Annotated in this window: 24 protein-coding genes, 1 tRNA gene and 1 pseudogene; 13 read left to right on the top strand and 13 right to left on the bottom strand. The window is 62.3% G+C overall.

The annotated features are described in order from the left end of the window. Positions 1-28: 28 nt before the first annotated feature. The 3 genes from E8L03_RS19090 to E8L03_RS19080 all read right to left on the bottom strand — a co-directional run bounded on the left by E8L03_RS19090 (position 29) and on the right by E8L03_RS19080 (position 4,107). Positions 29-979 (bottom strand): ABC transporter substrate-binding protein, encoded by a 951-nt coding sequence (locus E8L03_RS19090; RefSeq protein ID WP_171268220.1) that lies wholly within the window; start codon positions 977-979, stop codon positions 29-31. A 94-nt stretch (positions 980-1,073) separates the two neighbouring features. Continuing rightward, positions 1,074-1,700 (bottom strand): flavodoxin family protein, encoded by a 627-nt coding sequence (locus E8L03_RS19085; RefSeq protein WP_171268219.1) that lies wholly within the window; start codon positions 1,698-1,700, stop codon positions 1,074-1,076. A 427-nt stretch (positions 1,701-2,127) separates the two neighbouring features. Beyond that, entirely contained in the window at positions 2,128-4,107 is a 1,980-nt protein-coding gene (locus E8L03_RS19080) for a methyl-accepting chemotaxis protein (RefSeq protein WP_171268218.1), read from the bottom strand. 256 nt (positions 4,108-4,363) lie between these two features. On the opposite strand from E8L03_RS19080, the gene E8L03_RS19075 reads away from it, so the two are divergent. Further along, a complete protein-coding gene (locus E8L03_RS19075; protein ID WP_171268217.1) occupies positions 4,364-5,026 on the top strand; it encodes a flagellar brake domain-containing protein in 663 nt (220 codons plus the stop codon). 310 nt (positions 5,027-5,336) lie between these two features. Here E8L03_RS19075 and E8L03_RS19070 read toward each other — a convergent pair whose 3' ends face one another. Continuing rightward, positions 5,337-6,362 carry a threonine aldolase family protein gene (locus E8L03_RS19070; protein ID WP_144307317.1) on the bottom strand — a complete coding sequence of 342 codons (1,026 nt, stop codon included), beginning with the start codon at positions 6,360-6,362 and terminating at the stop codon, positions 5,337-5,339. A 379-nt stretch (positions 6,363-6,741) separates the two neighbouring features. Between E8L03_RS19070 and E8L03_RS19065 the strand changes: the two genes are divergently transcribed. Further along, the gene (locus E8L03_RS19065; protein WP_171268216.1) at positions 6,742-7,869 is read left to right on the top strand and encodes a hypothetical protein; all 1,128 of its coding nucleotides are present in this window, start codon (positions 6,742-6,744) and stop codon (positions 7,867-7,869) included. 4 nt (positions 7,870-7,873) lie between these two features. Here E8L03_RS19065 and E8L03_RS19060 read toward each other — a convergent pair whose 3' ends face one another. Continuing rightward, positions 7,874-8,026, bottom strand: coding sequence for a hypothetical protein (locus E8L03_RS19060; RefSeq protein ID WP_171268215.1), 153 nt, complete (start codon positions 8,024-8,026; stop codon positions 7,874-7,876). 328 nt (positions 8,027-8,354) lie between these two features. On the opposite strand from E8L03_RS19060, the gene E8L03_RS19055 reads away from it, so the two are divergent. From E8L03_RS19055 to E8L03_RS20925, 5 genes and pseudogenes are all read left to right on the top strand, one after another. Next, positions 8,355-8,585: an FmdB family zinc ribbon protein gene (locus tag E8L03_RS19055; RefSeq protein WP_144307320.1), complete on the top strand. Its 231-nt coding sequence runs from the start codon at positions 8,355-8,357 to the stop codon at positions 8,583-8,585. 193 nt (positions 8,586-8,778) lie between these two features. Further along, complete coding sequence (gene htpG, locus E8L03_RS19050; protein WP_171268214.1) at positions 8,779-10,719, top strand: molecular chaperone HtpG; 1,941 nt, start codon at positions 8,779-8,781, stop codon at positions 10,717-10,719. A 485-nt stretch (positions 10,720-11,204) separates the two neighbouring features. Further along, positions 11,205-11,294 (top strand) — tRNA-Ser (locus E8L03_RS19045). A gap of 10 nt (positions 11,295-11,304) precedes the next feature. Beyond that, positions 11,305-11,529 (top strand): annotated as a pseudogene (locus tag E8L03_RS21220) (DUF6538 domain-containing protein); the annotation flags it as partial. Positions 11,530-11,975: 446 nt separating this feature from the next. Continuing rightward, the gene (locus E8L03_RS20925) at positions 11,976-12,269 is read left to right on the top strand and encodes a site-specific integrase (protein WP_216367918.1); all 294 of its coding nucleotides are present in this window, start codon (positions 11,976-11,978) and stop codon (positions 12,267-12,269) included. Positions 12,270-12,610: 341 nt separating this feature from the next. On the opposite strand, the gene E8L03_RS19035 is transcribed toward E8L03_RS20925, so the two are convergent. The 8 genes from E8L03_RS19035 to E8L03_RS19000 form a co-directional block, all read right to left on the bottom strand. After that, a complete protein-coding gene (locus E8L03_RS19035; RefSeq protein ID WP_171268213.1) occupies positions 12,611-13,435 on the bottom strand; it encodes an ABC transporter ATP-binding protein in 825 nt (274 codons plus the stop codon). 51 nt (positions 13,436-13,486) lie between these two features. Continuing rightward, positions 13,487-14,341, bottom strand: a complete 855-nt coding sequence (locus E8L03_RS19030; RefSeq protein ID WP_171268212.1) for an ABC transporter ATP-binding protein — start codon at positions 14,339-14,341, stop codon at positions 13,487-13,489. Beyond that, positions 14,341-15,240 carry a nickel ABC transporter permease subunit NikC gene (gene nikC, locus E8L03_RS19025; RefSeq protein ID WP_244963583.1) on the bottom strand — a complete coding sequence of 300 codons (900 nt, stop codon included), beginning with the start codon at positions 15,238-15,240 and terminating at the stop codon, positions 14,341-14,343. Before nikC ends, E8L03_RS19030 begins: the two co-directional genes overlap by 1 nt. Next, positions 15,237-16,178 carry a nickel ABC transporter permease subunit NikB gene (nikB, locus tag E8L03_RS19020; RefSeq protein ID WP_171268211.1) on the bottom strand — a complete coding sequence of 314 codons (942 nt, stop codon included), beginning with the start codon at positions 16,176-16,178 and terminating at the stop codon, positions 15,237-15,239. Before nikB ends, nikC begins: the two co-directional genes overlap by 4 nt. 3 nt (positions 16,179-16,181) lie before the next feature. Then, entirely contained in the window at positions 16,182-17,813 is a 1,632-nt protein-coding gene (nikA, locus tag E8L03_RS19015; RefSeq protein ID WP_171268210.1) for a nickel ABC transporter substrate-binding protein, read from the bottom strand. A gap of 349 nt (positions 17,814-18,162) precedes the next feature. Beyond that, positions 18,163-18,513, bottom strand: coding sequence for an iron hydrogenase small subunit (locus tag E8L03_RS19010; protein WP_171268209.1), 351 nt, complete (start codon positions 18,511-18,513; stop codon positions 18,163-18,165). A 15-nt stretch (positions 18,514-18,528) separates the two neighbouring features. Continuing rightward, complete coding sequence (locus E8L03_RS19005) at positions 18,529-19,785, bottom strand: [FeFe] hydrogenase, group A (protein ID WP_171268208.1); 1,257 nt, start codon at positions 19,783-19,785, stop codon at positions 18,529-18,531. A gap of 85 nt (positions 19,786-19,870) precedes the next feature. Further along, on the bottom strand, positions 19,871-20,440 hold the full coding sequence (locus tag E8L03_RS19000) for a hypothetical protein (protein ID WP_171268207.1): 570 nt from the start codon (positions 20,438-20,440) through the stop codon (positions 19,871-19,873). Between the two features lie 462 nt (positions 20,441-20,902). On the opposite strand from E8L03_RS19000, the gene E8L03_RS18995 reads away from it, so the two are divergent. The 6 genes from E8L03_RS18995 to hydF are packed head-to-tail and all read left to right on the top strand — an operon-like array spanning position 20,903 to position 26,585. Then, complete coding sequence (locus E8L03_RS18995) at positions 20,903-21,145, top strand: TM1266 family iron-only hydrogenase system putative regulator (protein ID WP_144306523.1); 243 nt, start codon at positions 20,903-20,905, stop codon at positions 21,143-21,145. A 15-nt stretch (positions 21,146-21,160) separates the two neighbouring features. After that, the gene (gene hydG, locus E8L03_RS18990; protein WP_171268206.1) at positions 21,161-22,582 is read left to right on the top strand and encodes a [FeFe] hydrogenase H-cluster radical SAM maturase HydG; all 1,422 of its coding nucleotides are present in this window, start codon (positions 21,161-21,163) and stop codon (positions 22,580-22,582) included. Positions 22,583-22,618: 36 nt separating this feature from the next. Continuing rightward, a complete protein-coding gene (locus E8L03_RS18985) occupies positions 22,619-22,897 on the top strand; it encodes a hypothetical protein (protein ID WP_171268205.1) in 279 nt (92 codons plus the stop codon). Further along, entirely contained in the window at positions 22,890-24,311 is a 1,422-nt protein-coding gene (locus E8L03_RS18980; protein WP_171268204.1) for an aspartate ammonia-lyase, read from the top strand. Before E8L03_RS18985 ends, E8L03_RS18980 begins: the two co-directional genes overlap by 8 nt. Next, positions 24,308-25,345 (top strand): [FeFe] hydrogenase H-cluster radical SAM maturase HydE, encoded by a 1,038-nt coding sequence (hydE, locus tag E8L03_RS18975; RefSeq protein WP_171268203.1) that lies wholly within the window; start codon positions 24,308-24,310, stop codon positions 25,343-25,345. The genes E8L03_RS18980 and hydE overlap by 4 nt, the downstream gene beginning before the upstream one ends. Continuing rightward, positions 25,338-26,585 (top strand): [FeFe] hydrogenase H-cluster maturation GTPase HydF, encoded by a 1,248-nt coding sequence (hydF, locus tag E8L03_RS18970; protein WP_171268202.1) that lies wholly within the window; start codon positions 25,338-25,340, stop codon positions 26,583-26,585. Before hydE ends, hydF begins: the two co-directional genes overlap by 8 nt. The last annotated feature ends 7 nt before the right edge of the window (positions 26,586-26,592 follow it).

The raw sequence follows: 26,592 nt of genomic DNA, 5'->3' as shown, positions 1-26,592 counted from the left end.
GTATGCGTTGTGCTGCCAGCGGCGGCGTTTATTCGAGGACCGTGTCCGCGCGGTCGAGCACTGCTTCCGGGATGGTCACACCCATCTTCTCGGCCGCGTCCTTGTTCACCCACAGGGAGAGATCCTGCAGCGTTTCCACGGGCATGTCGGCGGGGTTGGCGCCTTCCTTCAGAATGCGGAAAGCCATCTCGCCGGTTTGCCGGCCCATGTTGTAGTAGTCGAATCCCAGGGAGGCCAGGGTTCCGCGCTCCACGGAGTCCGTATCGCCGGAGAAGAGCGGGATGTGGTTCTCGTGCGCCACCTTCATGGCGGACTCCAGGGCCGTGACCACGGTGTTATCCGTGGGGATGTAGATGGCCTGGACCTTGCCCACCAGGCTACGGGCGGCCTGCAGCACGCCGGAGGAGTTCTGGATGGTGGCCTCTTCCAGCTTCACGCCCTTTGCCTCGCACGCATCGCGCAGGAACTTCACCAGAGTTACGGAGTTGTCCTCGCCGGCGTTGTAGATCACGCCGACGGCCGTGGCGTCCGGCACGAACTCCAGCATCAGGTCCAGGTGCTTGTCCATGGGGGTCATGTCGGTCATGCCGGTGACGTTGCCGCCGGGCTTGTCCATGGACTTGACCAGGCCGGCGCCCACAAAGTCTGTCACGGCCGTGGCGATAACCGGCGTCTCATGAATGCGCTGCGCACACGCCTGGGCCGTAGGCGTGGCGATGGCCAGCACGAGGTCCGGGTCCTCATCCATGATCTGGTTGGCGATCTGGTTGGCCGTGGCAATGTTGCCCTGGGCGATGTGGACGTTGTACTTCACGTCCAGGCCCTGCTCTTCCAGGTAATCCATGAACCCCTGCCGGGTGGCGTCCAGCGCCGGGTGCTCGACGATCTGGCTGACGGATACCGTGTAGTCTTCAGCCATCGCGACCGATGCGACGAGCACGAACGCGAGGGCGCAGATGATGATCCGAAGTTTTCCCATACAAGCTCCTCCAGCAAAGGGATTGCGGTTATGCGCTCATGCGCATGCACTGTTGTTGCTGAATACACCTAGTTGGCTCAGGTCGGAATGTAAGTCAAGTCCGGGACGCTGTGCTGCGATCTGACACAGGTCCGTGCAGCGCCTTTGCCAGCTCCCGGCCCAGCGTTGCGCAGCGCTCCAATGCCTCCTCGTGCGAGCGCACCGCGCCGGCCCGGAACAGGCCGAGCACAGGCAGCTCGCCCACGATCTCGTAGTCGTGGGACGCAAGCGGCATGCGCATGGCCTCCATGGCCACGCCCAGGTTCTCCTGCTCCAGCTGCTCGGCCACGCAGGCGAGAACAGCCTTGCGGCCCTGGCCGGCAAGGCGGCTGGACCACGCGCGGGGCACGCCGTCCTCAAAGTCGTAGTAGCAGTACAGCCTGTCGATAAACGCCTTCATTAGCGCGCTGATATTATAGGTATGCACGGGCGAAACCAGAACCAGCCCCCGCGCCTCCTGCAGCAACGGGTAGATGAGCTGCATGCCGTCCATGAGCCGCGTGCAGGCCTTGTCCTTGCGGCATCGCTCGCACCCCACGCATGGGCCGAAGTCGTAATCGCGCAGCCGGACCATGCGCGTGGCCATACCCTGCGCCTCGGCCGCGGCAAGAACGGCTTCCGCCATGGCGTCGCTGTTGCCGTTCCTCCGCGGAGTGCCGCTCACACCCAGAATGTCGATCATACGCTCCTCTCTGTGACCGGTTTCGCTTCACGGCGCAGCCTGTTGAAGACCGCTGCCCATGGTCCGAGGGCTCTGCCCCCGGGCATCCGCCAGGGAGGTCAGCTCCCTGGACCCACTTCTGGGGTACACAATTTTCCAGGAGAGGAGAATCGGACCGGGAACGCAACGAACCTTTCGCGACGCGGCGAGCCCCTGCCCGCTGGAGGCTGTCGTGTGCGTTCTTACAACGGGGCTGAGGCGTTCCGACCAAGGGCATCCACCAAAAATCGAAACTCCCTGAACCCATTTTTGAGAGGAGTCCAGGGAGATTCAATTCCCTTGCCAGGGGGTTCTGAGAGACAGCGTCTCCAAGCGGCCGTGTCTGGTGGGGACGCGAGGGGCAACGCCCCCCAAGCGCGGCCGTCGGAACCTGGGGGCGTGGTTTGTATCAGAACCGCTCGAAATCGTCGTCGCTTGACTCCCCCATCTCCAGCATCATTCCCTTATCCTTGCTGTTCTTCTTCGCTTTCTGGTTGCCGTCGCCGGAAGGCAGCGGTTGCGGCCTGTGCACATGGGCGGAGAACTTGCCACTGCCACCGCCTCCGCCAGACATGGCGTCCAGCTGGAAGAAGCCCATGGCGCTGAGGAGCTGCTCGGCCTGGCTGGCCAGCTCTTCGGATGTGGATGCCATTTCCTCGGCTGCCGAGGCATTCTGCTGGATCACCTGATCGAGCTGTTGGATCGCCTTGTTGATCTGGTCGGCCCCGGCATCCTGCTCCACGGTGGCCGCGGCGATCTCCTGCACGAGCTCGGCAGTGCGCTGGATATCCGGCACGAGCTTGGCGAGCATGTTGCCGGCCTTCTCGGCCACGGCCACGCTGTTCTGGGAAAGGTCGCTGATCTCGCCGGCGGCGGCGCCGCTGCGTTCCGCCAGCTTGCGAACCTCGGCCGCGACCACGGCGAAGCCTTTGCCGTGCTCTCCGGCGCGCGCCGCCTCGATGGCCGCGTTGAGCGCCAGCAGGTTGGTCTGCCGCGCGATCTCCTCGATGATGGAGATCTTCTCGGCGATCTGCTGCATGGCGGACACGGTTTCGGAGACGGCCTCGCCGCCTTCGTTGGCGTCCTGCGCCGCCTTCAGCGCGATGGTCTCGGTTTCCCTGGCGTTATCCGCGTTCTGGCGGATGTTCGCGCCCATCTCCTCCATGGAAGAGGATACCTCCTCCACGCTGGCGGCCTGCTCCGTGGCCCCCTGAGACAAGGACTCGGACGAGGCGGACAACTCCTCGCTGCCGGAGGCCACGTTTTCGGAGGCGGACCGCACCTCGCCGACCACGGACTTGAGGCGATCCACCATGACCTTCATATCGGCGTACACGCCCTGGATGGTGCGCTGAGTGAACTGAATGGTGAGGTCGCCCTTGGAAAGTCTCTGCGCAACCTCCTGGATAAGCAATGGATCGCCGCCGAGCTGGCGCAGCACAAGGCGGATGATGAGCCAGGCGATGAGCACGCCGAGCACCACGGCGGTGATGGACACGCCGAGCACCACGGTAAGGGCGCGGTTGTTGGATTTCTGTACGCGGGGGCCGAGCTCGTCCTGTTCGCGCATGACCGACAGCTTCACGTCTTCGAGGTTCTGCGCAATCTGCGGGCCGAGCACGTCGAGCCTGTTTTTGATGATGGTGTTCCGATCCGTGATTGCCTCGACAAGATTGGCGAACGATTCCGTATAAATGGCGAGCTTTTCCTGCAGTCCCGTATGAACTTGGCGCAGCTGATAGCTGTCAAGCTCCTGTCCGAGTATGCTGAGCTGACCGTTCAAGGCGGTGAACTCCTGTTTCACCCGGTCCGCGGCGTCCTTGTCGTTGGATTCGATATACTTGACCACATAGAGCCGGGCCAGGAGCAGGCGGTGCATGGACGATCCGGCGCGAAACGCCGCTTCCGCGTCGCCGTTGTCGTGGGCGGATGACATGATCTGGGCAAGCTCCTGCTCCATCTCTTTGCCGCGCAGGTTGAGAATATCCTGGACGAGATGGTTGCGCTCGTTCTGGTGGACCACGATCTCCTCGAACGCCGCCCTGTACTCCCCGAGGTTCTCGCTGGCTGCAGCGACCATCTGATGCCGCTCCGGGTTGGTGATCTCGTTAAACGCCTGGTCGATAAACTCTTTCGCTTTCTGAAACTCCGCCTCAAAGGCTTGCTTGTCCGCCTCTGATGCGCTGAGGATGAAGTCCTTGGCCTTCATCCGCGTCTGCAACATGTTGGCCTGGGCGCGGCCCATGAGGTTCGTATCCCTCGCAAGGGTTCGGTAGTCCGTGAATCCTTCGTTCGCTGTTTCCAGGGCGAAAAAAGAGACAGTGCTGATGACCAGCAGGAGTACGAGCACGACTGCAAAACCAGCCGTCAGCTTCCGAGCGAGCGACATGTTTCCGAACATGGATCTAACCCCCTGAGAACTTGAGCTGCATCGATCATGGCATTGCGTATTTGAATGGCAATACGCACCAACATACTGAACACTGGTTCAGTAATCAACCATACGCTATTCAATCGTCAAGCCTTTTCTAGCACGTCTAAGTTCATTCGTATACTCGAAGTGGTTCTTCATACCGTTTTATGGTAAATGGCCTTGTCCATAAGTCCTTGCCACACCCGATACCCTACACGCCGGAGGCCCACACGTGGTCACGAGTTCCGTGGAAAGACAACCTGGCGAGAAGCTAGCTCTCGAGATCGGACACGATGTGCTCATCGAGATCCAGGGGCTGGGGCGTCGCTTCAAGACCATCATCATTGGTGGCGAGGTCGGCCAGTACATCATTGTCAAGCCGCCGCAGACCCGCGCCGGCCTGGAGGCGCTCCTGCCGGGAACGCTGCTCACCATGCGTTACATCATGAGCCGCGGGCGCATCTGCGGTTTTCAGAGCGAGGTCAGGCAGATCACTCGCAAGTCCCCGCGTCTGCTCTTCATTTCCTACCCGACCACCTTCGAGGTTCTGAACCTTCGCAGACACGATAGAGTACACTGTTATCAGCCGGTCACATTCTACGTGGAGGCCCAGGAGTACTCCGGACACATTCTGAACATCTCCACAGGCGGATGCCTCGTCACCATGCCGCCGTCAGAAGAAGACACCTATATGTTTGCCGAAAACGCCGAAGCCTTCCTCAACTTCCGCAAGTTCGAGTCCGAGGACTACAGCTACGTGCAGGGGCGCATCAAAAAAGTGATGCGCGAGCATGATCATACGAATGTCGCCATAGAGTTCGATACGCTCACGGACGATGTACGCGAATGCATCGAGAGCTACGTGAACGCTGTCTACGACCACCTCGCTGCGTAATCACGCGCGCGGCACGTTTATTCCATCGCAGAAACTGCCGCTACACAGTATAATCCGACGTCACTGCCACACGGCATGGCGTGAGACGCTGTGTTCCAATAGTCAGGAAGGCTGCTGTATCGTGTTGCGAGAGCACCACATGCTGTGGCAGCGGATGGTCAGGCCGCCATCAAGAGAGGAGCTGCGGGGCGAATTGCTGGTGCCGCAAAAAAAGACGGCGCCCGCAAGGACGCCGCCCGAAACAAAACAGCGCCGCACCCTGGATACGTATGCCCGGAGCGCGGCGCTGTTTGGCAATCAAAAGTACGAGCTACGCGGCCACGGCCCGCTGCAGCGCGGCCACAAAGGTCTCCACGTCATCCTCGGTGGTGTCGAAGCTGGTCATCCAGCGCACCTCCGGCCGGGTGGGCTCCCAGACATAGAAGTAGAACTCCTCGCGCAGACGCTCGATAACCTTCAGGGGCATGGTGGCGAATACGGCGTTGGTCTCTATGGGTCTGGTGATCTCCACGCCGTCCACGGCCCCGGCCTTCTGGCCCAGCAACTGGGCCATGGCGTTAGCGTGGCGGCCGTTCTCGATCCACAGATCCGTACCGTACATGGCCTGTATCTGCGCGGAAAGATAGCGCATCTTGGATCCAAGCTGCATGGCCTGCTTGCGCATGTAGCGAAAGTCCGTATCCAGGCCGGGCCGCATGAAGACCACGGCCTCGCCGTACATCAGACCGTTCTTGCAGCCGCCCAGGGAGAGCACGTCCACGCCCACGTCGCGCGTCAGCTCGGCCAGGCTCACACCCAGTGCGGCGGCCGCGTTGGAAATGCGCGCGCCGTCCATGTGCAGGCGCAGCCCTTCGCGCTTGCAGAACTCGCCGATGGCGGCCAGCTCCTCCAGGGAGTAGAGCGCGCCCAGCTCGGTGGGTTGGGTGATGCTGACCGCGGCCGGCTGGCTGTGGTGCTCGAACCCCCGGCTCTCCAGCGCCGGGGCGATGGCCTCCGGCGTGATCTTGCCGTTGGTGTGGGGCACGCCGATGAGCTTGGAGCCCAGAAAGCGCTCCGGAGCACCGCCCTCGTCCACGTTGATGTGCGCCGTTTGCGCGCAGATAACGCTCTGGTACGAGCGCACGAGGGCCGAGAGCCCTAGCACGTTGGCCGCTGTGCCCAGAAAGACGAAGTACGATTGGGAGTCGTCCCCGAAGTGGCGCTTCAGCGTTTCCCTGGCGCGCCGGGAGTGCTCGTCGTCGCCGTAGCCCACGGCGTGGTCCTTGTTGGCCGCGAGCAGGGCCTCCATGACACGGGGATGGACCCCGGCGTTGTTGTCGCTTGCAAAAGATCTCATTGGTGTTTCTCTCGTAACGGGTGCGCGGCAAAGCCGTAAACTGTGTAAACTGCTCCCGGGACCGTTTTCTAGTCAACCCCCAAACGGCCAAAACATGCCCGGGTAGTACTCGCCCCGGGAAAATCTTCTTGCGTTTCCAGCCCCTTCGATGTAATTACAAAATCCGAATTGTGGCCTGGGCAGGTTCACTCCCCTCCTTTGGACCTCCCTCCTTGCCGCCCTTTAACCTCCGGCGAGGTATGTTATGCCCTGCCTCTCGTCTTTGTTCCGGTATCTTTGCACCTGCCTTACGTGCATCGCTCTGTTGTGCCTGGCGGCGCCCTCCCTGGCCGCTCCGCGCAAGCATTCTCCAACGCAGGAGGAGCAGAAAGAGCTGCACATGTGGCACGATACCGAAGGCATCGTGCATATAAAGGACCAGAAGCCGGAGGAAGAGGAGGTCCGCGAGCAGCAGTTCGCCGACGACCTGCTCCAGCCCAACCCCGACGCCAACGCCACCGCTCCTGCCGAAACGGCAGCACCCATGCAGGCGGACCCCACGCAGGCGGAGGAGCCCGCACCGGCAGAAGGAACCGCCCTCGCCCCGAGCAACGCCTCCCCTGCCGCTTCGGAAAACGGCACGGCTATGCAGCCGGTCACGGAGCCCGCCCCCCAGGCGGCGACACTTCCCGCACAGCAGCAACCCGGTAACCAAACCACGCCGGAATCGCGCCAGTCCGTGGTCCAGCCCATGCAACCCCGGCCAGGCCAGATGCAGCCGGGCCAGAACATTCCGCCAGAGCTGCAACGGCAGATGGACGAGGCCAGAAAGGACATGCCGCCCGAGGTCCAGCAGCAGATGGACCAGGCCATGCGCGAGATGCAGCAGAACTTCGGCCAGCAGCAGCCGGAGATGTCGCCCGGCGTAATGATCGGCATGATGCTCGGCATGCTCGGCGCGGCCCTCATACCAATCGTTATCTTCGGTCTCCTCTCCTACGTCCTCTTCTGCTTCGTCCTCTCCCGCATCGGCAAGAAGTTCTTTATCGGCACCTTCCTGCAGTGGCTCATTCCCTTCTACAACCTCATCCTGCTCACGCGCTGCGCCGGCCTCTCCCCGTGGTTTGCCGCGCCCACCATTGTCCAGTTCGCCCTCAGCCTCCTCATGATTCCGCTGGTGTTCTCGAACCCGCTGTTCGCCATGTCCATGGCCTCGCTGCTCCAGATCATCGGGATCATCGGCTACATCGCCATGGCCATCGTCTTCGGCAACATCGCCAAGCGGCTGGGCAAGAACCTGGTGCTCTGGGTCATCCTGATGCTCATCCCGCTGGTCCAGCTCGTCTGCGGCCTCATCCTGGCCTTCGACTCCTCCAGACCGATCCTGGACGGCGACGAGATTCCTGCGGGACCGTCGGACGACACGCCGCCCCGCCGCCGTGGCAAAGCCGGCTCGCAGCCGGACGAAATGCCGCTGCTTTCCGCGCCGCCCAAGCCGCCGCGCAAAAAGGACCCGCTGGACGACTAGCGGCTCAGGCCGAGGTCGCAACGGCCGCGCCTTCATAAATGACAACGCCCTGGCAAAAGCTATCCCGCCGGGGCTTTTTCTTGGCCATGGCCTGCGGCCACATGCTGCGATGTCCGGCCACGATCAGACACGAGCGCCGGCTGCGGTTCAGCGCCATGCAAGTGCCGCGCGACCACGGCTACCAGAGCGCCATCTTCATACAGTAGACGCCCCAGATTCGAATCCCGGATCGACCACCGCACTGCTCACCGGACCTCCCGTAACCCAGCGGATTTCATCTGTGATCACCCAACCTTCCCGAAGCCTTCCACCTCTCCCCACTCAGCCCCACGCTGCTCCAACCCCGAAAAACACCCTGCGATACGCTGCGCCAGGCCGCTCTCCATCACTCCCCTGCCGCCAGCCTGCACAGCCCTTGACACCCCGGGTCCGGGACTTACCTATGGCTGTTGTCGCACCCTCGTACTTAAAGCCGGAGGACCGAAATGCCCCTGTATGAATATCGCTGCACTGAGTGCAACACAGACTTCGAGGAGCTCGTGAGCCCCTCCAAAACCGACGGCAAATGCCACGCGCCGGCCTGCCCCAAGTGCAAGTCCACCAAGACCGCGCGCATCCTGTCCGCCCCCACTGTGCGCGCCGGCTCCGGATCGGGTCTCGGCTCGCTGGGCTCCATGTCCGGCGGTAGCTGCGCGCCGTCCGGCGGCTTCTCCTGAGGCTAGCGAGAGGGCCGCGGTCCGCGGCCCTTGGATGTATTGTCGATGTACCGTAATTGATTATTTCTGATGGACTTTTCCGACAGGCGGCCGACAACCGCACCGCCCGGCGACGCATTCGCCACGCGTGCCCCGTACCCTGTCAATCGACCGTCAACCCCAAACAACGAACCGTTGCCCCGGAGAGACGACCATGGCCAACACCAACGCCGAGCAGTTCGAGTTCAAGGCTGAAGTCAGCAAGCTTCTGAACATCATCACCCACTCCCTGTACACCAACCGCGAGATATTCCTGCGCGAGCTCGTCTCCAACGCTTCCGACGCCCTGGACAAGCTGCGCTTCGAGCAGAGCCGCGGCGCCGAGGTTGCCGCCCCCGATCTGCCCCTCCAGATATCCATCACCATGGACGAGGACGCCGGGACCATCACCGTGGCCGACACCGGCCTGGGCATGACCCACGACGAGCTCATGGAAAACCTCGGCTCCATCGGCAAGTCCGGCTCCGAGGACTTCATCAACAAGCTCGCCGAGGCCGCGTCCGAGTCCAAAGCCGAAGGCTCTGCCGACGCCACCTCCATCATCGGCCGCTTCGGCGTGGGCTTCTACTCCGTGTTCATGGTCGCGGACACCGTCACCGTGACCACCCGGCCCTACATCCCAGGCCAGCACGCCTATAGCTGGATATCCGACGGCGCGGGCACCTTCTCGGTACAGGCGCTGGAGCCCGACGCAGACGCGCCGGAGCGCGGCACCCGCGTGACCCTGCACCTGCGCGAGGACGCCAGGGAGTATCTGAACAAGAACCGTCTGGAGCAGATCATCAAGACCCACTCCAACTTCGTGGCCTTCGATATCCTGCTGGACGACGAGAAGGTGAACACCACCCCGGCCCTCTGGCGCGAGCCCAAGTTCCAGATCACGCCGGAGCAATACAACGAGTTCTACACGTTCCAGACCCTGGACACCGAGGCCCCGCTGGACGTGATCCACTTCTCCGTGGATGCGCCCGTGCAGTTCACCAGCCTCTCGTTCATCCCCAAACGCCGTAGCGACCTCTACCAGCTCTCCCAGGGCGAGTACGGCCTGGACCTCTACGTGCGCCGCGTGCTCATCACCAAGAACTTCCGCGAGCTCATCCCCGAGTACCTCGGCTTCCTGGAAGGCCTGGTGGATACGGAAGATCTGCCCCTGAACATCTCCCGCGAGACGCTTCAGGAGAACATCCTCATCCGCAAGATCGCCTCCACCGTGACCAAGCAGACCCTCTCCCATCTCACCACCATGGCCGAGAAGGAGCCGGAGAAGTACGCCGAATTCTGGGAGGCGCATGGCCCGGTCTTCAAGCACGGTTATGCCGACTTCGGCAACCGCGAGAAGTTCGGCCCCCTGCTGCGCTTCAACTCCTCCCACCACGAGGACAAGAGCGGCCTGACCTCCCTGGACGAGTACATCGGCCGGATGAAGGAAAACCAGAACGCCGTCTACTACATCGCCGGCACCAGCCGCGAAGCCATCGCCCTGAACCCGCACACCGAGATGTTCCGCAGTAAGGGGTTGGAGGTCCTTTACCTCTACGAGCCCATCGACGAGTTCGTGCTGGAAACCCTGGGCACCTATAAGGAAAAACAGCTCCAGGCCGCCGAACAAGTCAAGCCCGAGGACCTGGACGCCTTCCCGGATGTGGACGAGGCCGCCAAGACACAGGCGCCCGAGCTCTCCGACGCCGACCGCTCAACCCTCGACGCCCTGCTCGGCCGGATCAAGGAGATCCTCGGCGAGCGCGTCACCGATGTCCGCGTCTCCGCCCGGCTCACCACCAGCCCGGCCGTGCTCGTCAGCCCGGATGGCTCCATCTCCTCGCACATGCAGAAGATCATGCGCACTCTGCAGAACGAGACCGAGCCGCCCCAAAAGGCCATGGAGCTCAACCCGGACCACCCGCTGGTGCGCAACCTGCTCGCCGTCTACAAGAAAGACCCCCAGGACGCCTACCTGAGCACGGCCGTGGAGCAGCTCTTCGAATCCTCACTCCTGCTCGAAGGCTACCTCACCGACCCCTACGCCATGGTCGAACGCATCAACTCGCTCCTGGAAAAATCCAGCGGCTGGTACCTGGAGGTCAAAGGCGAGTAGCCTGAGGCAGAACTTCTGGTCCGAGGGGCTCTGCCCCTCGCGCACCCCGCCAGGGAGCTTAGCTTCCTGTACCCATTTCTGGGGTCCGGGGAACAGCGTTCCCCGGCAGTGGGCCTGAGAGACAGCGTCCCCCGGGAACGACTATACGTACCGTAGTTCCTTCAGACATGCGTCCCGGTGTTGCAGCGAGCGGTGCCGGGACGTTTTCTTTGTCTCGGCTCTTTTGACGCAAGAGCAATACGTATTAAAAGACTGGCCGCCGGGTGCTCCGGAGTTGGTTCCGTGGGCGTTGCCCTTGGGCTCCCTGAACCTATTTCAGAGGACTGGGGGGCTGGTCCCCCAGCATGCAGAGCGTTCCGGCACGCCGGGGCGTTTGCTTTGCCGGGCAGACAGGGTATGGTCGGAGGCAAGCGCACCGTCGCATGAAACGCCCATGCATTCTGGGCTTTTCATTTGCCGGGGGACACGGTACACCGGCGCTTCGCGGAGGGATGGCCGAGTGGTTGAAGGCGGCGGTCTTGAAAACCGCTGACCTCGCAAGGGGTCCGGGGGTTCGAATCCCTCTCCCTCCGCCAGCGGAATTTAATGCCTTGCTTCTCAGTATCTTACTGGAAGGCAAGGCTTTTTTCTTTCCACTGCTCCAGTACACTGTTACAGTGGAGCCATGGAAAAGATGCCCGGACACCCCCGACTTTTTCGGCGTGGAGCTGTGTCTACTACCACCGCGCTGCAATCCCCGTTGATATCAAGGACACCTACCCAAAAACCGAGGAAACCTTCTCGCTGAAGACGAAGGATTACCAGGATGCTGTACGCAAGGTCCGTGTAGCAGCAGCCACGGTTGACCGTCAGTTTGATGAGCACCGGCGTATGCTAGCCCAGCAGGCTAAGCCGCCTCTGAAGGAGCTGTCAGACGCCGAGATTAAGCGAATCGGGGAGGTCTACTACACCTACCTCCTTGAAGAGGATGAGGAAACACGCCTCAAAGGCTTCTACGACGAAGACGGACCGCTCTCCTACGATCCTATCCCGATATTCGAGGAGTATGCAGAACTTAACGACGGCATAGACAGCCTCACGCGCCACAATTTTGCCCGTGGTCAGATTGACCCCTTCTTCGCCTCTGAGGCTGAAGAGATCCTTACCTGGGACGGCATCAACATCCGACTGGACAAGTCCTCCCCAAGCTGGCGGAAGCTGATACGAGAGCTACAGGCAGCCAGCAGGGCGACAAGCGGCTTTTCCCGGACCTGCTCATGGGAGAGGACGGCTACTACTCGTCACCGTTTTCGAAATGGTTCAGTCGTCTCCTGCGGAACGCTGGCGTCAAGAGCAAGAAGAACGCCTTCCATAGCTTCCAGCACTGCTTCGAGGATGCATGCCGCGACTCGGACATCTCCAAGGAGATCATGGACGCGCTCCAGGGGCATGGCGAAGAAGGTATGTCGGACCGCTATGGCCGTGGCTACTTCCTCCAGAAGCTCAACGAGGCAATGCAGAGGCTTCAATACCGGGGTCTTGACCTGGACCATCTAGCCAAGGACAACTAGCCGAATTCTTCAGGGCATAAAAATGTGAGCGGTTCTTTTTATACGTCGTGCGGCCCATTTCCCCCCGTGGGGGGCTTCCAGCATCGGTCCAGGACACCGAAATGAACCGTGATAGTCCGGCACGGGCCACAGCGTGGAGTGTTCTGCCACCTTGCTGGCCTGGAGGGAAGGCGGTGCGATGTGAGATCATGGACGACGCCACCCGTTGGTGCCGCAGCTGGGGCAATGATCGGCCACGATGTTGCAGATTGTTCGTCCTACTAGGGCGTACAACATGCAACAACATCCCAGGCACGATGCTCACGTCGCGCACTGGCCCTCTAGCGTTGCGACCGCTTGCCTCAGCTCATGGCCCCGTCCGTCCCTTTTTGGGCGGGGTCCTGGGTTGGCATGGCCGGCAGCATGGCGGCGGCAAGGTCACCCAGGGAGCCGGGCATGGCCGCGGCGCGGAAGTTCGTATGGTCGAAGTCCACGAGCCTGCCCTGCTCCACGGCCACGGCGCGGTCGCAGAACCGCTGCACCAGCCGCAGGTCGTGGGTTACGAAGAGGTAGGACACACCGTCTTTCGTGCGCAGATCGTCGAGCAGATCGAGAATCCGGGCCTGCACAAGCATGTCCAGGCTGGATACGGCCTCGTCCAGAATAATGCAGCGCGGCCGCGCGGCCAGAGCGCGGGCAATGGAGATGCGCTGCAGCTGGCCACCACTGAAGCGCGAGGGGTGCTTTGCCACGTCATCAGGACTTAGCCCGACATGTTGCAACAGCTCAGCGACCCGCGCATCCAGTGCTGCGCCACGCAATTTCTCGAAGTTGCGCAAGGGTTCGGCAATGATGCTTCGGGCCGTAAGCCTGGGATTGACCGAGCCGATGGCGTCCTGAAACACCACTTGCACGGCCCGGCGTTGCTCGCGATCCACCTGCAACCGGCCTCCGTTGGTGGTGGGACGGTCCAGGATGCGCGCCTCCCCGCTTGTGGGTTGTTCCAGGCCCAGCAGGATACGACCCAAAGTGGACTTGCCCGAGCCGCTACGGCCTACAAGCCCCACGCACTCCCCCTGCTCGATGCGCAAGTCCGCGCCATGCAGCACGGGCACGATCTCGGCGCTGCTGAAGAATCCGCCCCGGCGGTAGGTTTTGGTCACGTTGCGGGCTTCGATGATTGCCATATCTGTGCTCCATGGATTGCCGGCTCGTAGGCGATAGAGCGGCCGGATGTCTCAGTTCATGGACAGCCGGCTGCCCGGGCCCGAAGCTCGCGGGGCTTCCATGCCATACAATCTGTAATGCGCCTGCAGCAGCGAGGCTGTGTACTCATGGCGCGGCGCGTTGAAGATCGCGTGCACGCCGCCCCGCTCCACGATGTCGCCGTTGTGCATGACCAGCACCTGGTCGGCCAGCCGCGCGATGACCGAAAGATCGTGCGTAACCAACAACACACCCAGATTGCGATGGCGCATGAGAGTTTCGATGAGATCAAGCACCCGGGCCTGGGACACGGCGTCCAGGTCCGTGGTGGCCTCGTCGGCCAGGAGAAAATCCACGTCCAGCAGCAGAGCCAATGCGATCATGACGCGCTGGAGCATGCCGCCGCTCATCTGGAATGGATAGAGTCGCAGGATGGAGTCCGGCTCCGGGAAGCCCACTTCCACCAGAGACGTGCGCCAGCGCTCCGGCCCGTTCTCCGCTGCCGCCGCGCCGTGGGCCGCCAGCGTCTCCTTGAAGTGCGCCCGGATGGTGAACACCGGGTCGAAGCAGCTCATGGGGTTCTGCAGGATCATGGCCGCCCGCTTGCCCCGCGTCTGGCGCGCCCTGGCGGTGTTTCCGGACGAAACGGGCATGGTCTCACCACCCAGACGGATGCTGCCCGAGGCACGGAGCCCCCTGGGCACGAGGCCCATGATGGTCTGGCAGGTCAACGACTTGCCGCTGCCGCTTTCGCCCACGAGGCCCGTGACCTTGCCCCGCTCCGCAGTAAGGCTGATTCCCCGCACCAACTGCTTGCCAGCAGCGGAGATGGCGAGGTCCTCCACCTCCAGATACGGGCTCGTGCCGTGCTCGTTGTTCCCTGCCATCAGTGCGCCTCCAGAAGACCGTCGTGGGCCGGCGCCGGATCGGATACGGCATGGTCCACCACATGGTGGTCGGCGGTGTTGGGGTCCAGCGCGTCGCGCAAGGCGTCGCCCAAAAGGTTGAAGGCCATAACCGTGAGGAAGATGGCCAGCCCCGGGTACATGATCAGCTCGGGATGAGTCCAGACGAACTGCCGGGCGTCGGCGATCATCACGCCCCACTCTGCCATGGGCGGTGTGACGCCGAGGCCGAGGAAGGAGAGGCCGGAGACGTGCATCATCATGTGGCCGATATCCAGGGTCGCCAGAATGGCCAGCTGGGCGAACACAGGGGGCAGCACATGCCGGGCCACGGTCATGAACCGTCCGGTGCCGGCCACGCGCGCCGCGAGCACGTACTCCCGGTTTTTGAGTGATAGCACGAAGCTGCGGATGATCCGCGCATACCAGGCCCAGTGCGTGAGGGCGATGGCGATGATCACGTTGACGATGCCCGTGCCCAGCACGCCGATCATGAACATGGCCAGGATGAAGGTCGGGAAGGTCAGGAATACGTCGCAGATGCGCATGAGCGTGGAGTCCACGGCCCCGCCCACGTAGCCGGCCGTTGCGCCTACCGAGAACCCGAGCAGCAGGATGACGCCGGCGATGACCATAACCGAGCCCAGCGAGGTCCGCGCGCCGTAGAGCAGACGCGTGACCACGTCTCTGCCCAGGTGGTCGCAGCCCAGCAGGTGCTCGGCGCTTGGCTCGGCGAACTTGTCCGCCAGGTTGACTTCGGTCGGGTCATATGGAGTCAGGACCGGTGCGAAGATTGCGCTTCCGCCGATAAACAGAACCAGGGCCAGCGCGAAGCCCACGAGCCCCCGCTGCGCCAGCCGCTTCAGGCCTGCGGGCATCATCGGGAGTTCCCCTCGAAACGTATGCGCGGATCGAGCCACGCATAGCAGATGTCCACCACCAGGTTCATGCTCACGAAGATGGTGGTCATGATCAGGATAAAGCACTGCATGACTGGGTAGTCGCGGTTGTAGATGGCCGAGACCGCATACCGGCCCACGCCGGGCCAGGCAAAGATGGATTCGGCGATGACCGCTCCGCCGAAAAGCTCGCCCACGTGCATGCCGATGGCCGTAATCACCGGGATGAGCGAGTTGGCCATGACGTGCCTGCCGATGACCACGGACTCGGGCAGCCCCCTGGCCCTGGCGTAAAGCACGTAGCGCGAATGCATGTTGTCCAGCATGTTGGCGCGGATAAGCCGCGTGTTGATGCACAGGGACATAAGCGACATGGTCACCACCGGCATCACCATATGGCCCAGGCCGCCCTTGCCCATGGGCGGCAGCCAACCCATCTTGATGGCGAAGAGCCAGACCAGGATGAAGCCCAGCCAGAAGTTGGGCATGGATACGCCGAAAAAGCTGAGCCCACGGGTCAGGTTGTCCGGCCACTTGTCCTTTTTCAAAGCCGATACCATCCCCATGGGCACGCTCAACAACAAGGTGAGTACAAGGGACGCGACGGCCAGGATCAGCGTATTGGGCAGGTAGTAGAATATCTCGTCAAGGACCGGGTTCTTGGTCACGTAGGAACGGCCGAAATCGCCCTGCACGGCCTTGCCGAGCCAGTGCGCGTACTGCACGGCAAAGGGCTTGTCCAGGCCAAGTTCCTCGCGCGCCACGGCCAGGGCTTTTTCTGAGGGCGGAATGTTGGACAAGCGCAGATAGGCCATGGCCGGGTCCCCCTGGCCGAGCCGCAGAATGGCAAAAACCACCAGCGACACGGCCAGGAGTATTGGCGGCAACAACGCCATCCTTTTCAGGATGTAGCGGAACATGCGTTACTTCTTTTCCATACTTTCAAATGGAATTTCCTGCTGGGTGGGACCGAAGGACGCTCCCTTGAGCTCCGGCCGGTGCACCATGATGGAGGTCATGTAGGTCAGCGGCAGATACACGGCCTGCTCATGCAGCGTGGTCAGTATGTCCCTGTACAGGTCCGCGCGCTCTTTCTCGTCCACTGTCACGAGCACCTGGCCGATCTTCTCGTCGATCTCGGCCTTCATGGGCAAACCGAGCTGGGCCTGGTAGTCCGCATGGGATGGCACGCGCATGGAGCTGCAGAAGGAGTGGGGATCGTAGGGCGGGCCCCAGGTCTCGCCGAAGATAATTCCGAACTCGCCGTTCATCTGGCGTGTGTAGAAGGAGTCGCTCTCTTCGCCTACCAGGCTCACCTTGATTCCGATTCTTTTGAGGTCGCCCTGGATGACTTCGGCCACGGACTTCTGCAGAGCGTCGTTGCCCACGAAGCAAAGCTCCAGAGCCAGCTCTTTGCCGTCCTTGGTGCGATACTCGGCGTCTTTGGCCAGGGTCCAGCCCGCCTTGTCAAGCAGCGCCTCGGCCTCTGCCGGATCAAAGTCATAGGGCGCAAGCCCCAGGTCGCAATATGGCATGGAAGGCGCGAACAGCGTGTCCGCCTGCGACTCCACTCCCAGGAAGATATGTTCGACCATGGCGGGCTTGTTCACGGCGTGGAGGATAGCCCGGCGCACAACAAGGTCATTGGTCGGAAAGCGTTTCGTGTTCAAAGCCATGGCCCGTGTGGCCAGCGGCGGCGAAACAGACGCCTCGACATTGCCCATCTGCTGGTAGCGCTGGAAGGTGTCCAGACCGAGCTGGCCGCCGCCATGCCCTCCGGCGCCGTAAATCAGGTCGATCTCGCCGGTATCAAAGGCCACGGCGCGGGCGTTGGAGTCCGGAATGACCTTGACCACGAGATACTTCATGGCCGGCTTTTTGCCCCAGTACGCGTCATTGCGTTCGAAGACGTCGTACTCGCCCTTGACTATCTCCACGAGCTTCCAGGGGCCGGTGCCGATGGGCGCCTTTATGCCCTGGGCCGTATCGCCGCTCTCGGGGAAGGCCGCCGGGGAGAGGAAACGATCCGGCCGGATCAACGCGAGCTCCTGGAGGATCGGGTAGTATGGGGCTTTCAGAGTCAGCTTCACAGTATGATCGTCGATCACGGTCACAGCCTGGCCGCCGGCCTCTTCCACCGCATGAAGCTGATTGACCAGTTCGAGCCAGTCGTGGTTCTTGTGGTTCAGGAGAATTGTATCGAAGTTCTTCTTGACCGCTTCGGCGTTGAAGGGCTGGCCGTCGGAGAAGGTCACGTCCTTACGGAGTGTGAAGGTGTACTCTTTGCCGTCCTCGCTGATCTTCCAGGACGTAGCCAACCAGGGCGCGATGGTGCCGTCGGCCTGGTAGCGCACCAGCGGCTCGTAGACCATAGCCTGGGCAAACATCTGGCTGGGCGAGTACGTGTGGGGGTTGAGTGGCCCAACGTTGGAGTTCCAGGAGTAGACGAGCACATCGTCGCCTTCCGGAGGTGCGGCCTGCAATGGCTGCGGCAGCATAAGTGCCAGCAATGCAAATACGGCGAACAACCAGGGAGCAAAACGGCGTTCGGTCATGAGAGTCTCCTGTTCGATCTATTCTTACGCTGATTAATCTGAAATTTGTGTTACGGATTAAGCTTAATTTATTTTTCAGTCAAATTTATTATTTACAATTCAAAAAAACATGTCATTAGACAGGGATACAGCCCCATGCGCTCACTCTGGGAACAGCTTGTGATGCCGGTCTATTACGGACGGAGCAATGCTCGGCGGACTATTAGCAATGGGCGCCTGGATGGGCTCAGGAACGACAGAGTAATTTCAGGAGGAAAAAGACCCTTGAGTCAGAAGAGTTCCTTCTCTCAGGTCGCTCAGGCGAGGATCACGGTCCAGCGCGTTGGAATCGCTGATGCCGTCTGCGGTCCTAGATCGCCAGCTTGACGCCCTTGGACTTGAGGGCGCTCAAGGCTTCGCTGCGGTCATGGTAATGGGTGTGCAGAAGGTGGTGCGACTCGTGGCTGCAGGGACCGTCTTTCAAGAAGCCTTTGTCCTTGTTGTACAGCAGCTCGATCATGGGGTTGTTCTGGGACTTCTTGATTGCATACAGCTTGTCGTTGGCGTCCGCCGCGTACACGGCCTGCTGCCGCTTGGTCACGAAGTTCGCCGCCGCGGCGACGGCCTCCTTGGTGATGTTCAGACCGAGCACGGTGTAGCCGCAAGCCACGGCCGCGAACTTGAGCATGGTGCGTCTGCTGCACCTGGTGAAGTCTTTCATCGCGCATTCCCTCCTTTACGCCATGGAGCGCATTCTGAAGCGCCGGTTGATGCGGGCGATGGTGTTGCTGAACAGGGATGCCCGGATGTCCGGATCGATGGGCTGACCGCCGCCGTTAACGCAGCCGCCCGGACAGGCCATGACCTCGATGAAGGCGTAGGGCGACTTGCCTTGCCGCACCTGCTCCAGCACCGGAATGGTGTTGGCCAGTCCGCTGATGACGCAGACCTTGACCTGACCGAAGTTGGGGATGTCCACCGCCGCTTCCTTCACACCTTCCTGAGCGCGCACGGCCTTGATGTACGGGTTGGTGAGCTTCTCGCCCGAGAGCACCTCGTAGCCCAGGCGTAGCGCTGCTTCCATAACGCCGCCGGAGCAGCCGAAGATGGTGGCGCCGCCGGTGGACTCGCCCAGCTCGCGGTCGGGCTTCTCGTCCGGCAGGGACTTGAAGTCGATGCCCGCCTTCTTGATCATGTATGCGAGCTCGCGGGTGTTGATGGTCGCGTCGATGTCCCGGAAGCCGCTGGCGTCCATCTCATGGCGCAATCCCTCGAACTTCTTGGCGATGCACGGCATGATCGAGACCGTATAGATGTTCTTGGGCTCGGCCTTGCCCACCTCGGCGCCGTAGGTCTTGGACAGCGGTCCCAGCATGGCAATGGGCGACTTGCAGCTGGACATGTTCGGCAAGAGGTCCGGGTAGAAGGTCTCGGCGAACTTGATCCAGGCCGGACAGCAGGATGTGAACTGCGGCAGGGGCCGCGCATCTGGCGTGCCCTGCTCCTTGACTCGCTGGACCAACTCGGTGCCCTCTTCCATGATGGTCACGTCCGCGGTCCACTCGTTGTCGAAGATCAGGTCGAAGCCGAGCTTGCGCAGCGCCGCGTGCATCTTGCCGCCCACGTAAGTGCCCGTGCTGTAGCCGAAACACTCGCCCAGGCCGTAGCGCACGGCAGGCGCGGGCATGGACACCACCACCGTGTTCGGGTCTTTGATCTTCTCGAAGATCTCATCCACAAAGGACACGCCTTCATAAACGGCGCCGAAGGGACAGTTGGTCAGACACTGCCCGCAGTTCATGCAGGCCACCGGATCAACGACCTGATGCTTGTTTTCGTCGTTAATCGACTGGATGGCGCCCGTGCCGCACACCTCTTCGCACGCTCCACAGCCCTGGCACTTGTCCAGATCGACCTGGACAAAGTACGTCTTGTCCGGATCGATAGCGCCGGATGCTGTGGATTGATAGAAGACTCCTTCCATCTCGCGCATGGGTCTCCTCCTTGTTTGGAGTTGCTGAGGTTGAATGCCAGCGCCGGGACCACATAATCAGCGGACCCGGCGCAGGCCAGTCACTTCACAATGCGATCTTCAACCAGGGCATGCCGTATATCCTGGCCAACGGCGCGCCCTGGCCGCTGTGGAAGCCGGATGCGCGCAACACGGCCATGGTGCGACACACGGCGCTTCGGACCACGCGCCGCACGTCGGCGTGCGATTCCTCCATCCCGCTTTCCACCAGCAAAAAAACGAGCTCGGCAGGCATGCAGTCCGCCAGGCAGATACCCTGCACGACCCTGGACAAAGGTCGGAGCACGCAGGCGGACTCTTCGCCGGACGCGGCGAATGTGAAGAACTCCCGGGTATCCATCGTGCGAACGCGCAGGGGCGTCCTCCGCGCCGGGAGCCAATGCACGACAACGCCCAGGTCCTTTTCAAAAAGCATGCTCGCAAGGCTTGCGTACTCGTCACCCAGATAGGCGAGCTCAATGGAAGGGGTAGGCGCTTCTTGGCGCATGGCCTCGATAATGTAGAGGCCTAGAGCGCTCCCATGGTAGAGGATATCGCCAAAGGCGGCGACGCATGCGGTCCTCGAAGGCGGCGTATCGCTCTGGCAGCGTGCGAAAGACCCTGTCTTGGGCCGCATGATAAACCATACCCCCTTCTGCATACTTTTTAAAATTTCGTAACACAATCGCAATTACGCTCAATTCCGAAAACAATCAAGCATGGCGTTCAGCCCAGGCATGATACCAGCCAAGTACTTGCTGAGCTCCTGTAGGCAAACCGATCCCTGGCATGCAGACTCAAGATCAGCTCGATTTTTTTGTATGATTATATGAATATGAAATTTAATTTCATTTGTTTTTAGTGCTACTAATTCTTGACACGTGACACTGAAAGGCGTAGCTGCTACTTCACGTACTGCTCACCTGGAGAAACGCAGCCTGCGGGAAGGGGTCACCTGAACCTCAGGGCGAGGACTGAATTCCGCTCTTGCCCCGCCCGTACGGCAGCTTTCGGTTCTCTCCCTCCGTCCCCATCCGGACCAACGCCGGTCCATCCGCCTCTGAACTGCGTTCTCGCAACCCGCGGGGAGATCGTCGATATGGAGAAACGGATCGGGATCATTGGAATCATCATCAAGGAACGACAAAAAACGGCGCATCGTGTGAACGAGTTGCTCAGCGAGCATGGCGACCTCATCGTGGGTCGCATGGGCCTGCCCTTTCGGGACAAGGGCATCAACGTGATCAATCTGATCATCGAGGCCTCCACAGATGAGGTCGGCGCCCTGACCGGCAAGCTGGGCATGCTCGAAGGCGTTCGCGTCAAATCGTTCGTGGTCTAAACAGGAGGGACCGTCATGACTGTCGAAATTCTGAGTCGCGAGCTGCACAACTTCATCGACGAAGGCCGCATCTGGGACGACATCGCCAGAGCCGAGAACCCGGCGCCCGGCCTTGTCCGGGATGTTCTGGAAAAGGGCCTGGAGAAAAAAGGGCTCTCCCCGCACGAAGCCGCCGTGCTGCTGAAGAATACGGACGCGGACCTGGACGAGGAAATTTTCGAAACGGCCAGGACCATCAAGAAGGGCATCTACGGCAACCGCCTCGTGCTCTTCGCTCCGCTCTACGTAACCAACGAGTGCGGCAACCAGTGCGCCTACTGCGGGTTCAACGCAAAGAACGAGGACCTGGAGCGCCGCACCCTGACCATGGACGAGCTGCGCAAGGAGGTGGAGGCCCTGGAGGATATCGGCCACAAGCGGCTGCTTCTGGTCTATGGCGAGCATCCCAAGCTGGGCGCGGAGTGGATGGCCGATACCGTGCGCACCGTGTACGATGTGACCTCGGAAAAAAGCGGCGAGATCCGCCGGGTGAACATCAATTGCGCACCTCTGGACGTGGAAGGGTTCAGGACTCTCGGCGAGGTGGGCATCGGCACCTACCAGTGTTTTCAGGAAAGCTATCACCAGAAGACATACGCCCACGTGCACCACGCCGGCCGGAAGACCAACTTCCTCTGGCGGCTCCACGCCCTGCACCGGGCACAGGAAGCCGGCATCGATGATGTGGCCCAGGGCGTGCTCTTCGGCCTGTTCGACACCACCTACGAGGTCCTCGGTCTGCTCTACCACGCCCTGCAGCTGGAAAAGGACTTCGGCGTGGGACCGCACACCATCTCCTTCCCGCGCATCGAGCCGGCCCTCGGCTCCGAGCTGGCCTTCAACCCGCCCCACCCCACTACGGACCACCAGTTCAAGAAGATCGTGGCCGTACTGCGCATCGCCGTGCCGTACACCGGCCTGATCCTGACCACGCGGGAGACGGCGGAGCTGCGTAAGGAGCTGCTGGAGGTTGGCGTCTCCCAGCTCTCAGCCGGGTCGCGCACCTATCCCGGCGCCTACCAGGACCCCAACTACGACCGCCCGGATGTTCAACAGTTCTGCGTAGGCGACAGCCGCTCCCTGGACGAGGTCATCCACTCCATCGTCACGGAGCACGGCTACGTGCCCTCCTGGTGCACGGCCTGCTACCGCCTGGGCCGCACGGGCGAGCACTTCATGGAGCTGGCCAAGCAGGGCTTCATCCAGAAGTTTTGCCTGCCCAACGGCTTGCTGACCTTCAAGGAGTACCTGGAAGACTACGCCTCCGAGCGCACCAGGGACGCTGGTATGGCCCTGCTGAACCAGGAGGTGGACTCATTCCCCGATCCGAAGTTCAAGGGCTCCCTCGTCAGGCGGCTGGACCGTATCCAACACGGGGAACGGGACCTGTACTACTGATCGCGCGCCACCATCTTGCACTGAAGGAGCTGCCCCATGGCCATCTGTATGAGCAACGCGACCATCAAACGGATCGCTGCCTTTGCCGAAGCCCATGATGCAGGCGGCGTCTGGGTTTCCGATGGAAAGACGACCCAATGCGTATACGCCGCGCCGAATCCGGACGCTTCGAGCCGATGCGGCGCCCTGGCCCTGAAGTACCCCCTGGGCGGCGGGTTGACCCTGCTGGTGGGCATCAGCGAGGCGCGTCAGCTGGACATGGACACGCAGTCCCGCATGCAGTCCGAGATCGCTACGATATCGAACCATGCATGAACGAACAGAGCGTGACGCCCTGGGGGAGCGCACTCTCCCCCGGGGCGCCTACCACGGCATTCACACTCTGCGCGCCCTGGAGAACTTCCCAATCTCCGGGCGGCGCTGGCCAGATGCGTTCATAACAGCCCTGGCGCAGGTCAAGCTGGCCTGCGCCAGAGCCAATCTGGCCCTTGGCTATCTGGATCAGGATGTGGGTCGGGCCATCTGCCAGGCCTGCGAGGAGATGGCCGAAGGCGAGTTGCACGAGCACATCCTGGTGGACCCGTTCCAGGGCGGGGCCGGCACCTCCACCAACATGAACGTCAACGAGGTTCTGGCAAACCGCGCCGCCGAGCTGCGCGGCGGTGCGCCCGGCGATTCCTCGCTGATCCACCCACTGGAGCACGTGAACCGCCACCAATCCACCAACGACGTGTTTCCCACGGCCCTGGCCGTGGCCTGCCTCTCCCTGCTCAAAAAGCTGGAAGAGGCTGTGGCTGATCTCCAACAGAGCCTGCAGTACAAGGAGCAGGAGCTGTCCGACGTGCTCTGCCTGGGCCGCACTCAGCTCCAGGACGCCCTGCCCATGACCATGGGCATGACCATCGGCGCATTTGCCGAAGCCGCGGCGCGCGACCGCTGGCGAATCTTCAAGTGTCGCGAGCGACTCAAGCAGGTCAATCTCGGCGGCACGGCCATGGGCACAGGTCTGGCCGCACCGCGCGACTACATCTTCCGTGTGGTGGAGGAGCTCAAGCAGGTCACGGGCCTGCCTGTATCCCGCGCCGAGAACCTGGTGGACGCGACCCAGAACATGGACCGTTTCGTGGAGGTTTCGGGCATCCTCTCGGCCTGCGCCGCCAATCTGCTCAAGATGTGCACCGACCTGCGGCTTCTATCCAGCGGACCGGACGGCGGGCTGGGCGAGCTGCGCCTGCCGCCGTTGCAGGCCGGATCGAGCCATATGCCGGGCAAGATCAACCCGGTTATGCCCGAGGCCGCGTCACAGGCCGCGCTCCGGGTCATGGCCGCCCACCAGTGCCTGGCCATGGCCGTCGGTTCCGGCACGCTGGGTCTCAACCAGTTCATGCCGCTCATCGCCTCCGAGATCCTGGAGTCCCTGACCCTGCTCACCAACGTTATTCCGCTGCTGAACGACAAGTGTATCCGCGGTCTCACCGCAAACAACGAGCGCTGCCGCACGAACCTGGGCGCATCCAGAGCCCTGGCCACGGCGCTCACTCCCCTGCTCGGTTACGCCGTGGTGGAGCGCATCGTAGAGCACGCGCGGACCAAGGATCTGACCATCGAACAGGCCTGCCTGGAGCTTGGGCTGGCCGAGCCCGAGAGTCTGCGCCGGCTGATTTCTCCAGGCCGCATGCGCAAGCTGGGCTTCACGTCAGAAGACTTCGAGGGGTTCAACATTCCATGACTATCAACGGCTCGCATCTCAATCATACTGAAATCATGGAGCTTCTCCAAGGCGCGGACGATCCCGGTCTGTTCACTTCCGCGCGCGAGACACGGGAGCGCATATTCGGTTCGGACGTCTATCTGCGCGGCATAGTGGAGTTCTCCAACCACTGCAGGCGGCGCTGCACATACTGCGGTCTACGAGCGGAAAACAACAGGCCACAGCGCTACCGGCTGACGCCGCAGGAGATCGTGGGCGCCGCATCCCAGGCGCCCGTTCTGGGCCTGGGCACCGTTGTTCTGCAGTCCGGCGAGGACACGCACTACGACAAGCAGACCATCGGCGCCATTATCCGCGACATCAAGGAGCGGCTGGGCTTGGCCGTGACCCTCTCCCTGGGCGAGCGGACGCGCGACGAGCTTGCCTTCTGGCGCGACTGTGGCGCGGACCGCTATCTGCTCAAGTTCGAGACCTCCAACCCCGTGCTGCACCAGGATGTCCGGCCAGGCGGCACCCTGTGCACCCGGCTGGGCTGTCTGCAAACACTGCAGGAGCTTGGATACGAGGCGGGTTCCGGCATCATCGTGGGGTTGCCCGGCCAGACCGTACAGGACCTGGCCTGCGACCTGCGGCTGCTCCGGGAGCTCGATCTGGACATGCTCTCGGCCGGACCGTTCCTGCCGCACCCGGACACGCCCTTGGGCGGTTCCGAACCTGGAAGCATTGCCCTGACCCTGCGGTTCATGGCGCTCATGCGGCTCATCGCCCCACTTGGCAACATCCCGGCGTCCAGCGCCCTGGAGGTCGCCCTGCCCGAGGGCCGGGGCATGGGGCTGGAGGCCGGAGCCAACGTCATCATGCCCACCATCACGCCGGGCCGGGTGCGCGCCGGTTACACCATTTACCCCGGCAAAAACGCCGCGAACGACGACGTGCGCGAGCTGGTGATCTCCGTCAAGAAGACGATCGCGACTGCGGGGCTGACGCCATCTACAGACCATGGGCCGTCGCCGCGCACGTTCCAGTACCAGGAGGCGACATACCATGGCTGAGAAGGCTCCCCGCGGCGTGCGTCTGGTCATCACCCTGGTGGGCCGGCGCAACGCAGGCAAATCCTCGTGCATCAACGCCCTGGCCGGGCAGGACATCGCCATTGTCTCGGATGCGCCGGGCACCACCACCGACCCCGTGGCCAAGCATTACGAGCTCTTGCCGCTGGGCCCGGTGACCTTTTACGACACTCCCGGTCTGGACGACGTGGGCAAGCTGGGCGAGCTGCGCATCCGCGCCGCCAGAAAAGTGCTCACCCGGGCGGACATGGCCTTGCTGGTGGTGGGCGAGCACGGTGTGGACGATCCGGAACGCGCCGTGCTGGAGGAGCTTCGCGAGCTCGGCGTGCCGTGCCTGGCCGTGCTGAACAAGAGCGACACCCAGCCGCCGCGCGAAGCCGATCTCGCCTTCTTCAGGGAGCGCAGCATCCCATACCATATTGCCTCGGCCGCCACGGGCCAGGGCATGAACGCGCTCAAGCGCGGCATTATCGACGCCATTCCGCCGGAGCTGCGGCAGGAGCCGCCCCTGGTGGGCGATCTGATCAGCGAGGGCCAATGGACCATCTGCGTCACGCCCATCGACCTGGCCGCGCCCAAGGGCAGGCTGATTCTGCCCCAGGTCCAGGTTCTGCGCGACATCCTGGACGCCGACGGGCTGGGCGTGGTGGTCAAGGAGCGTGAGCTGGAGGAGGCGCTGGCCAACCTCAAGCGGCCGCCCGCCCTGGTGGTTACGGACTCCCAGGCAGTGCTCAAAGTGGACGGCGACGTACCCGAGCCCATACCGCTGACCACGTTCTCCATTCTCTTTGCCCGCTACAAGGGCGACCTGCCGGCGCTGGTGCACGGGGCCAATGCCATAGACTCTCTGCGTCAAGGCGACCGCGTGCTCATGTCCGAGGCCTGCTCGCACCACCCGGTGGCCGACGATATTGGCCGGGTCAAGATCCCCCGCTGGATCACCCAGTACACGGGCCTGGACCTGGACTTCCAGATGGCGGCCGGCAACGACTTTCCCGACGATCTGGAGCAGTACGCCCTGGTGGTGCACTGCGGCGGATGCATGCTCAACCGCGCGGCCATGCTGCGCCGCATCCGCGAGTGCCAACGACGTGGCGTGCCCGTAACCAACTACGGCGTGGCCATTTCCAAGGTCCAGGGCGTGCTTGAGCGTGTGGTTCGTCCGTTCGGCATCCGGCTGTCTGAGCAGAGCCCGGCTGCGGCCGCTCTGGCTCTGGACTGAGCCGCCA

Source organism: Oceanidesulfovibrio marinus (genome assembly GCF_013085545.1).
Lineage (GTDB): Bacteria > Desulfobacterota > Desulfovibrionia > Desulfovibrionales > Desulfovibrionaceae > Oceanidesulfovibrio > Oceanidesulfovibrio marinus.
Note: the sequence above shows the minus strand (reverse complement) of the source record. Positions and strands in the feature narration are given on the sequence as shown.

Bases quoted from the DNA above. Each gene is read 5' to 3' on its own strand.
- E8L03_RS19090 (WP_171268220.1), bottom strand. From the start codon at position 979: ATGGGAAAACTTCGGATCATCATCTGCGCCCTCGCGTTCGTGCTCGTC.
- E8L03_RS19085 (WP_171268219.1), bottom strand. From the start codon at position 1,700: ATGATCGACATTCTGGGTGTGAGCGGCACTCCGCGGAGGAACGGCAAC.
- E8L03_RS19080 (WP_171268218.1), bottom strand. From the start codon at position 4,107: ATGTCGCTCGCTCGGAAGCTGACGGCTGGTTTTGCAGTCGTGCTCGTA.
- E8L03_RS19070 (WP_144307317.1), bottom strand. From the start codon at position 6,362: ATGAGATCTTTTGCAAGCGACAACAACGCCGGGGTCCATCCCCGTGTC.
- E8L03_RS19065 (WP_171268216.1), top strand. From the start codon at position 6,742: ATGTGGCACGATACCGAAGGCATCGTGCATATAAAGGACCAGAAGCCG.
- E8L03_RS19060 (WP_171268215.1), bottom strand. From the start codon at position 8,026: ATGGCGCTGAACCGCAGCCGGCGCTCGTGTCTGATCGTGGCCGGACAT.
- E8L03_RS19055 (WP_144307320.1), top strand. From the start codon at position 8,355: ATGCCCCTGTATGAATATCGCTGCACTGAGTGCAACACAGACTTCGAG.
- htpG (WP_171268214.1), top strand. From the start codon at position 8,779: ATGGCCAACACCAACGCCGAGCAGTTCGAGTTCAAGGCTGAAGTCAGC.
- E8L03_RS20925 (WP_216367918.1), top strand. From the start codon at position 11,976: ATGGGAGAGGACGGCTACTACTCGTCACCGTTTTCGAAATGGTTCAGT.
- E8L03_RS19035 (WP_171268213.1), bottom strand. From the start codon at position 13,435: ATGGCAATCATCGAAGCCCGCAACGTGACCAAAACCTACCGCCGGGGC.
- E8L03_RS19030 (WP_171268212.1), bottom strand. From the start codon at position 14,341: ATGGCAGGGAACAACGAGCACGGCACGAGCCCGTATCTGGAGGTGGAG.
- nikC (WP_244963583.1), bottom strand. From the start codon at position 15,240: ATGATGCCCGCAGGCCTGAAGCGGCTGGCGCAGCGGGGGCTCGTGGGC.
- nikB (WP_171268211.1), bottom strand. From the start codon at position 16,178: ATGTTCCGCTACATCCTGAAAAGGATGGCGTTGTTGCCGCCAATACTC.
- nikA (WP_171268210.1), bottom strand. From the start codon at position 17,813: ATGACCGAACGCCGTTTTGCTCCCTGGTTGTTCGCCGTATTTGCATTG.
- E8L03_RS19010 (WP_171268209.1), bottom strand. From the start codon at position 18,513: ATGAAAGACTTCACCAGGTGCAGCAGACGCACCATGCTCAAGTTCGCG.
- E8L03_RS19005 (WP_171268208.1), bottom strand. From the start codon at position 19,785: ATGCGCGAGATGGAAGGAGTCTTCTATCAATCCACAGCATCCGGCGCT.
- E8L03_RS19000 (WP_171268207.1), bottom strand. From the start codon at position 20,440: ATGCGGCCCAAGACAGGGTCTTTCGCACGCTGCCAGAGCGATACGCCG.
- E8L03_RS18995 (WP_144306523.1), top strand. From the start codon at position 20,903: ATGGAGAAACGGATCGGGATCATTGGAATCATCATCAAGGAACGACAA.
- hydG (WP_171268206.1), top strand. From the start codon at position 21,161: ATGACTGTCGAAATTCTGAGTCGCGAGCTGCACAACTTCATCGACGAA.
- E8L03_RS18985 (WP_171268205.1), top strand. From the start codon at position 22,619: ATGGCCATCTGTATGAGCAACGCGACCATCAAACGGATCGCTGCCTTT.
- E8L03_RS18980 (WP_171268204.1), top strand. From the start codon at position 22,890: ATGCATGAACGAACAGAGCGTGACGCCCTGGGGGAGCGCACTCTCCCC.
- hydE (WP_171268203.1), top strand. From the start codon at position 24,308: ATGACTATCAACGGCTCGCATCTCAATCATACTGAAATCATGGAGCTT.
- hydF (WP_171268202.1), top strand. From the start codon at position 25,338: ATGGCTGAGAAGGCTCCCCGCGGCGTGCGTCTGGTCATCACCCTGGTG.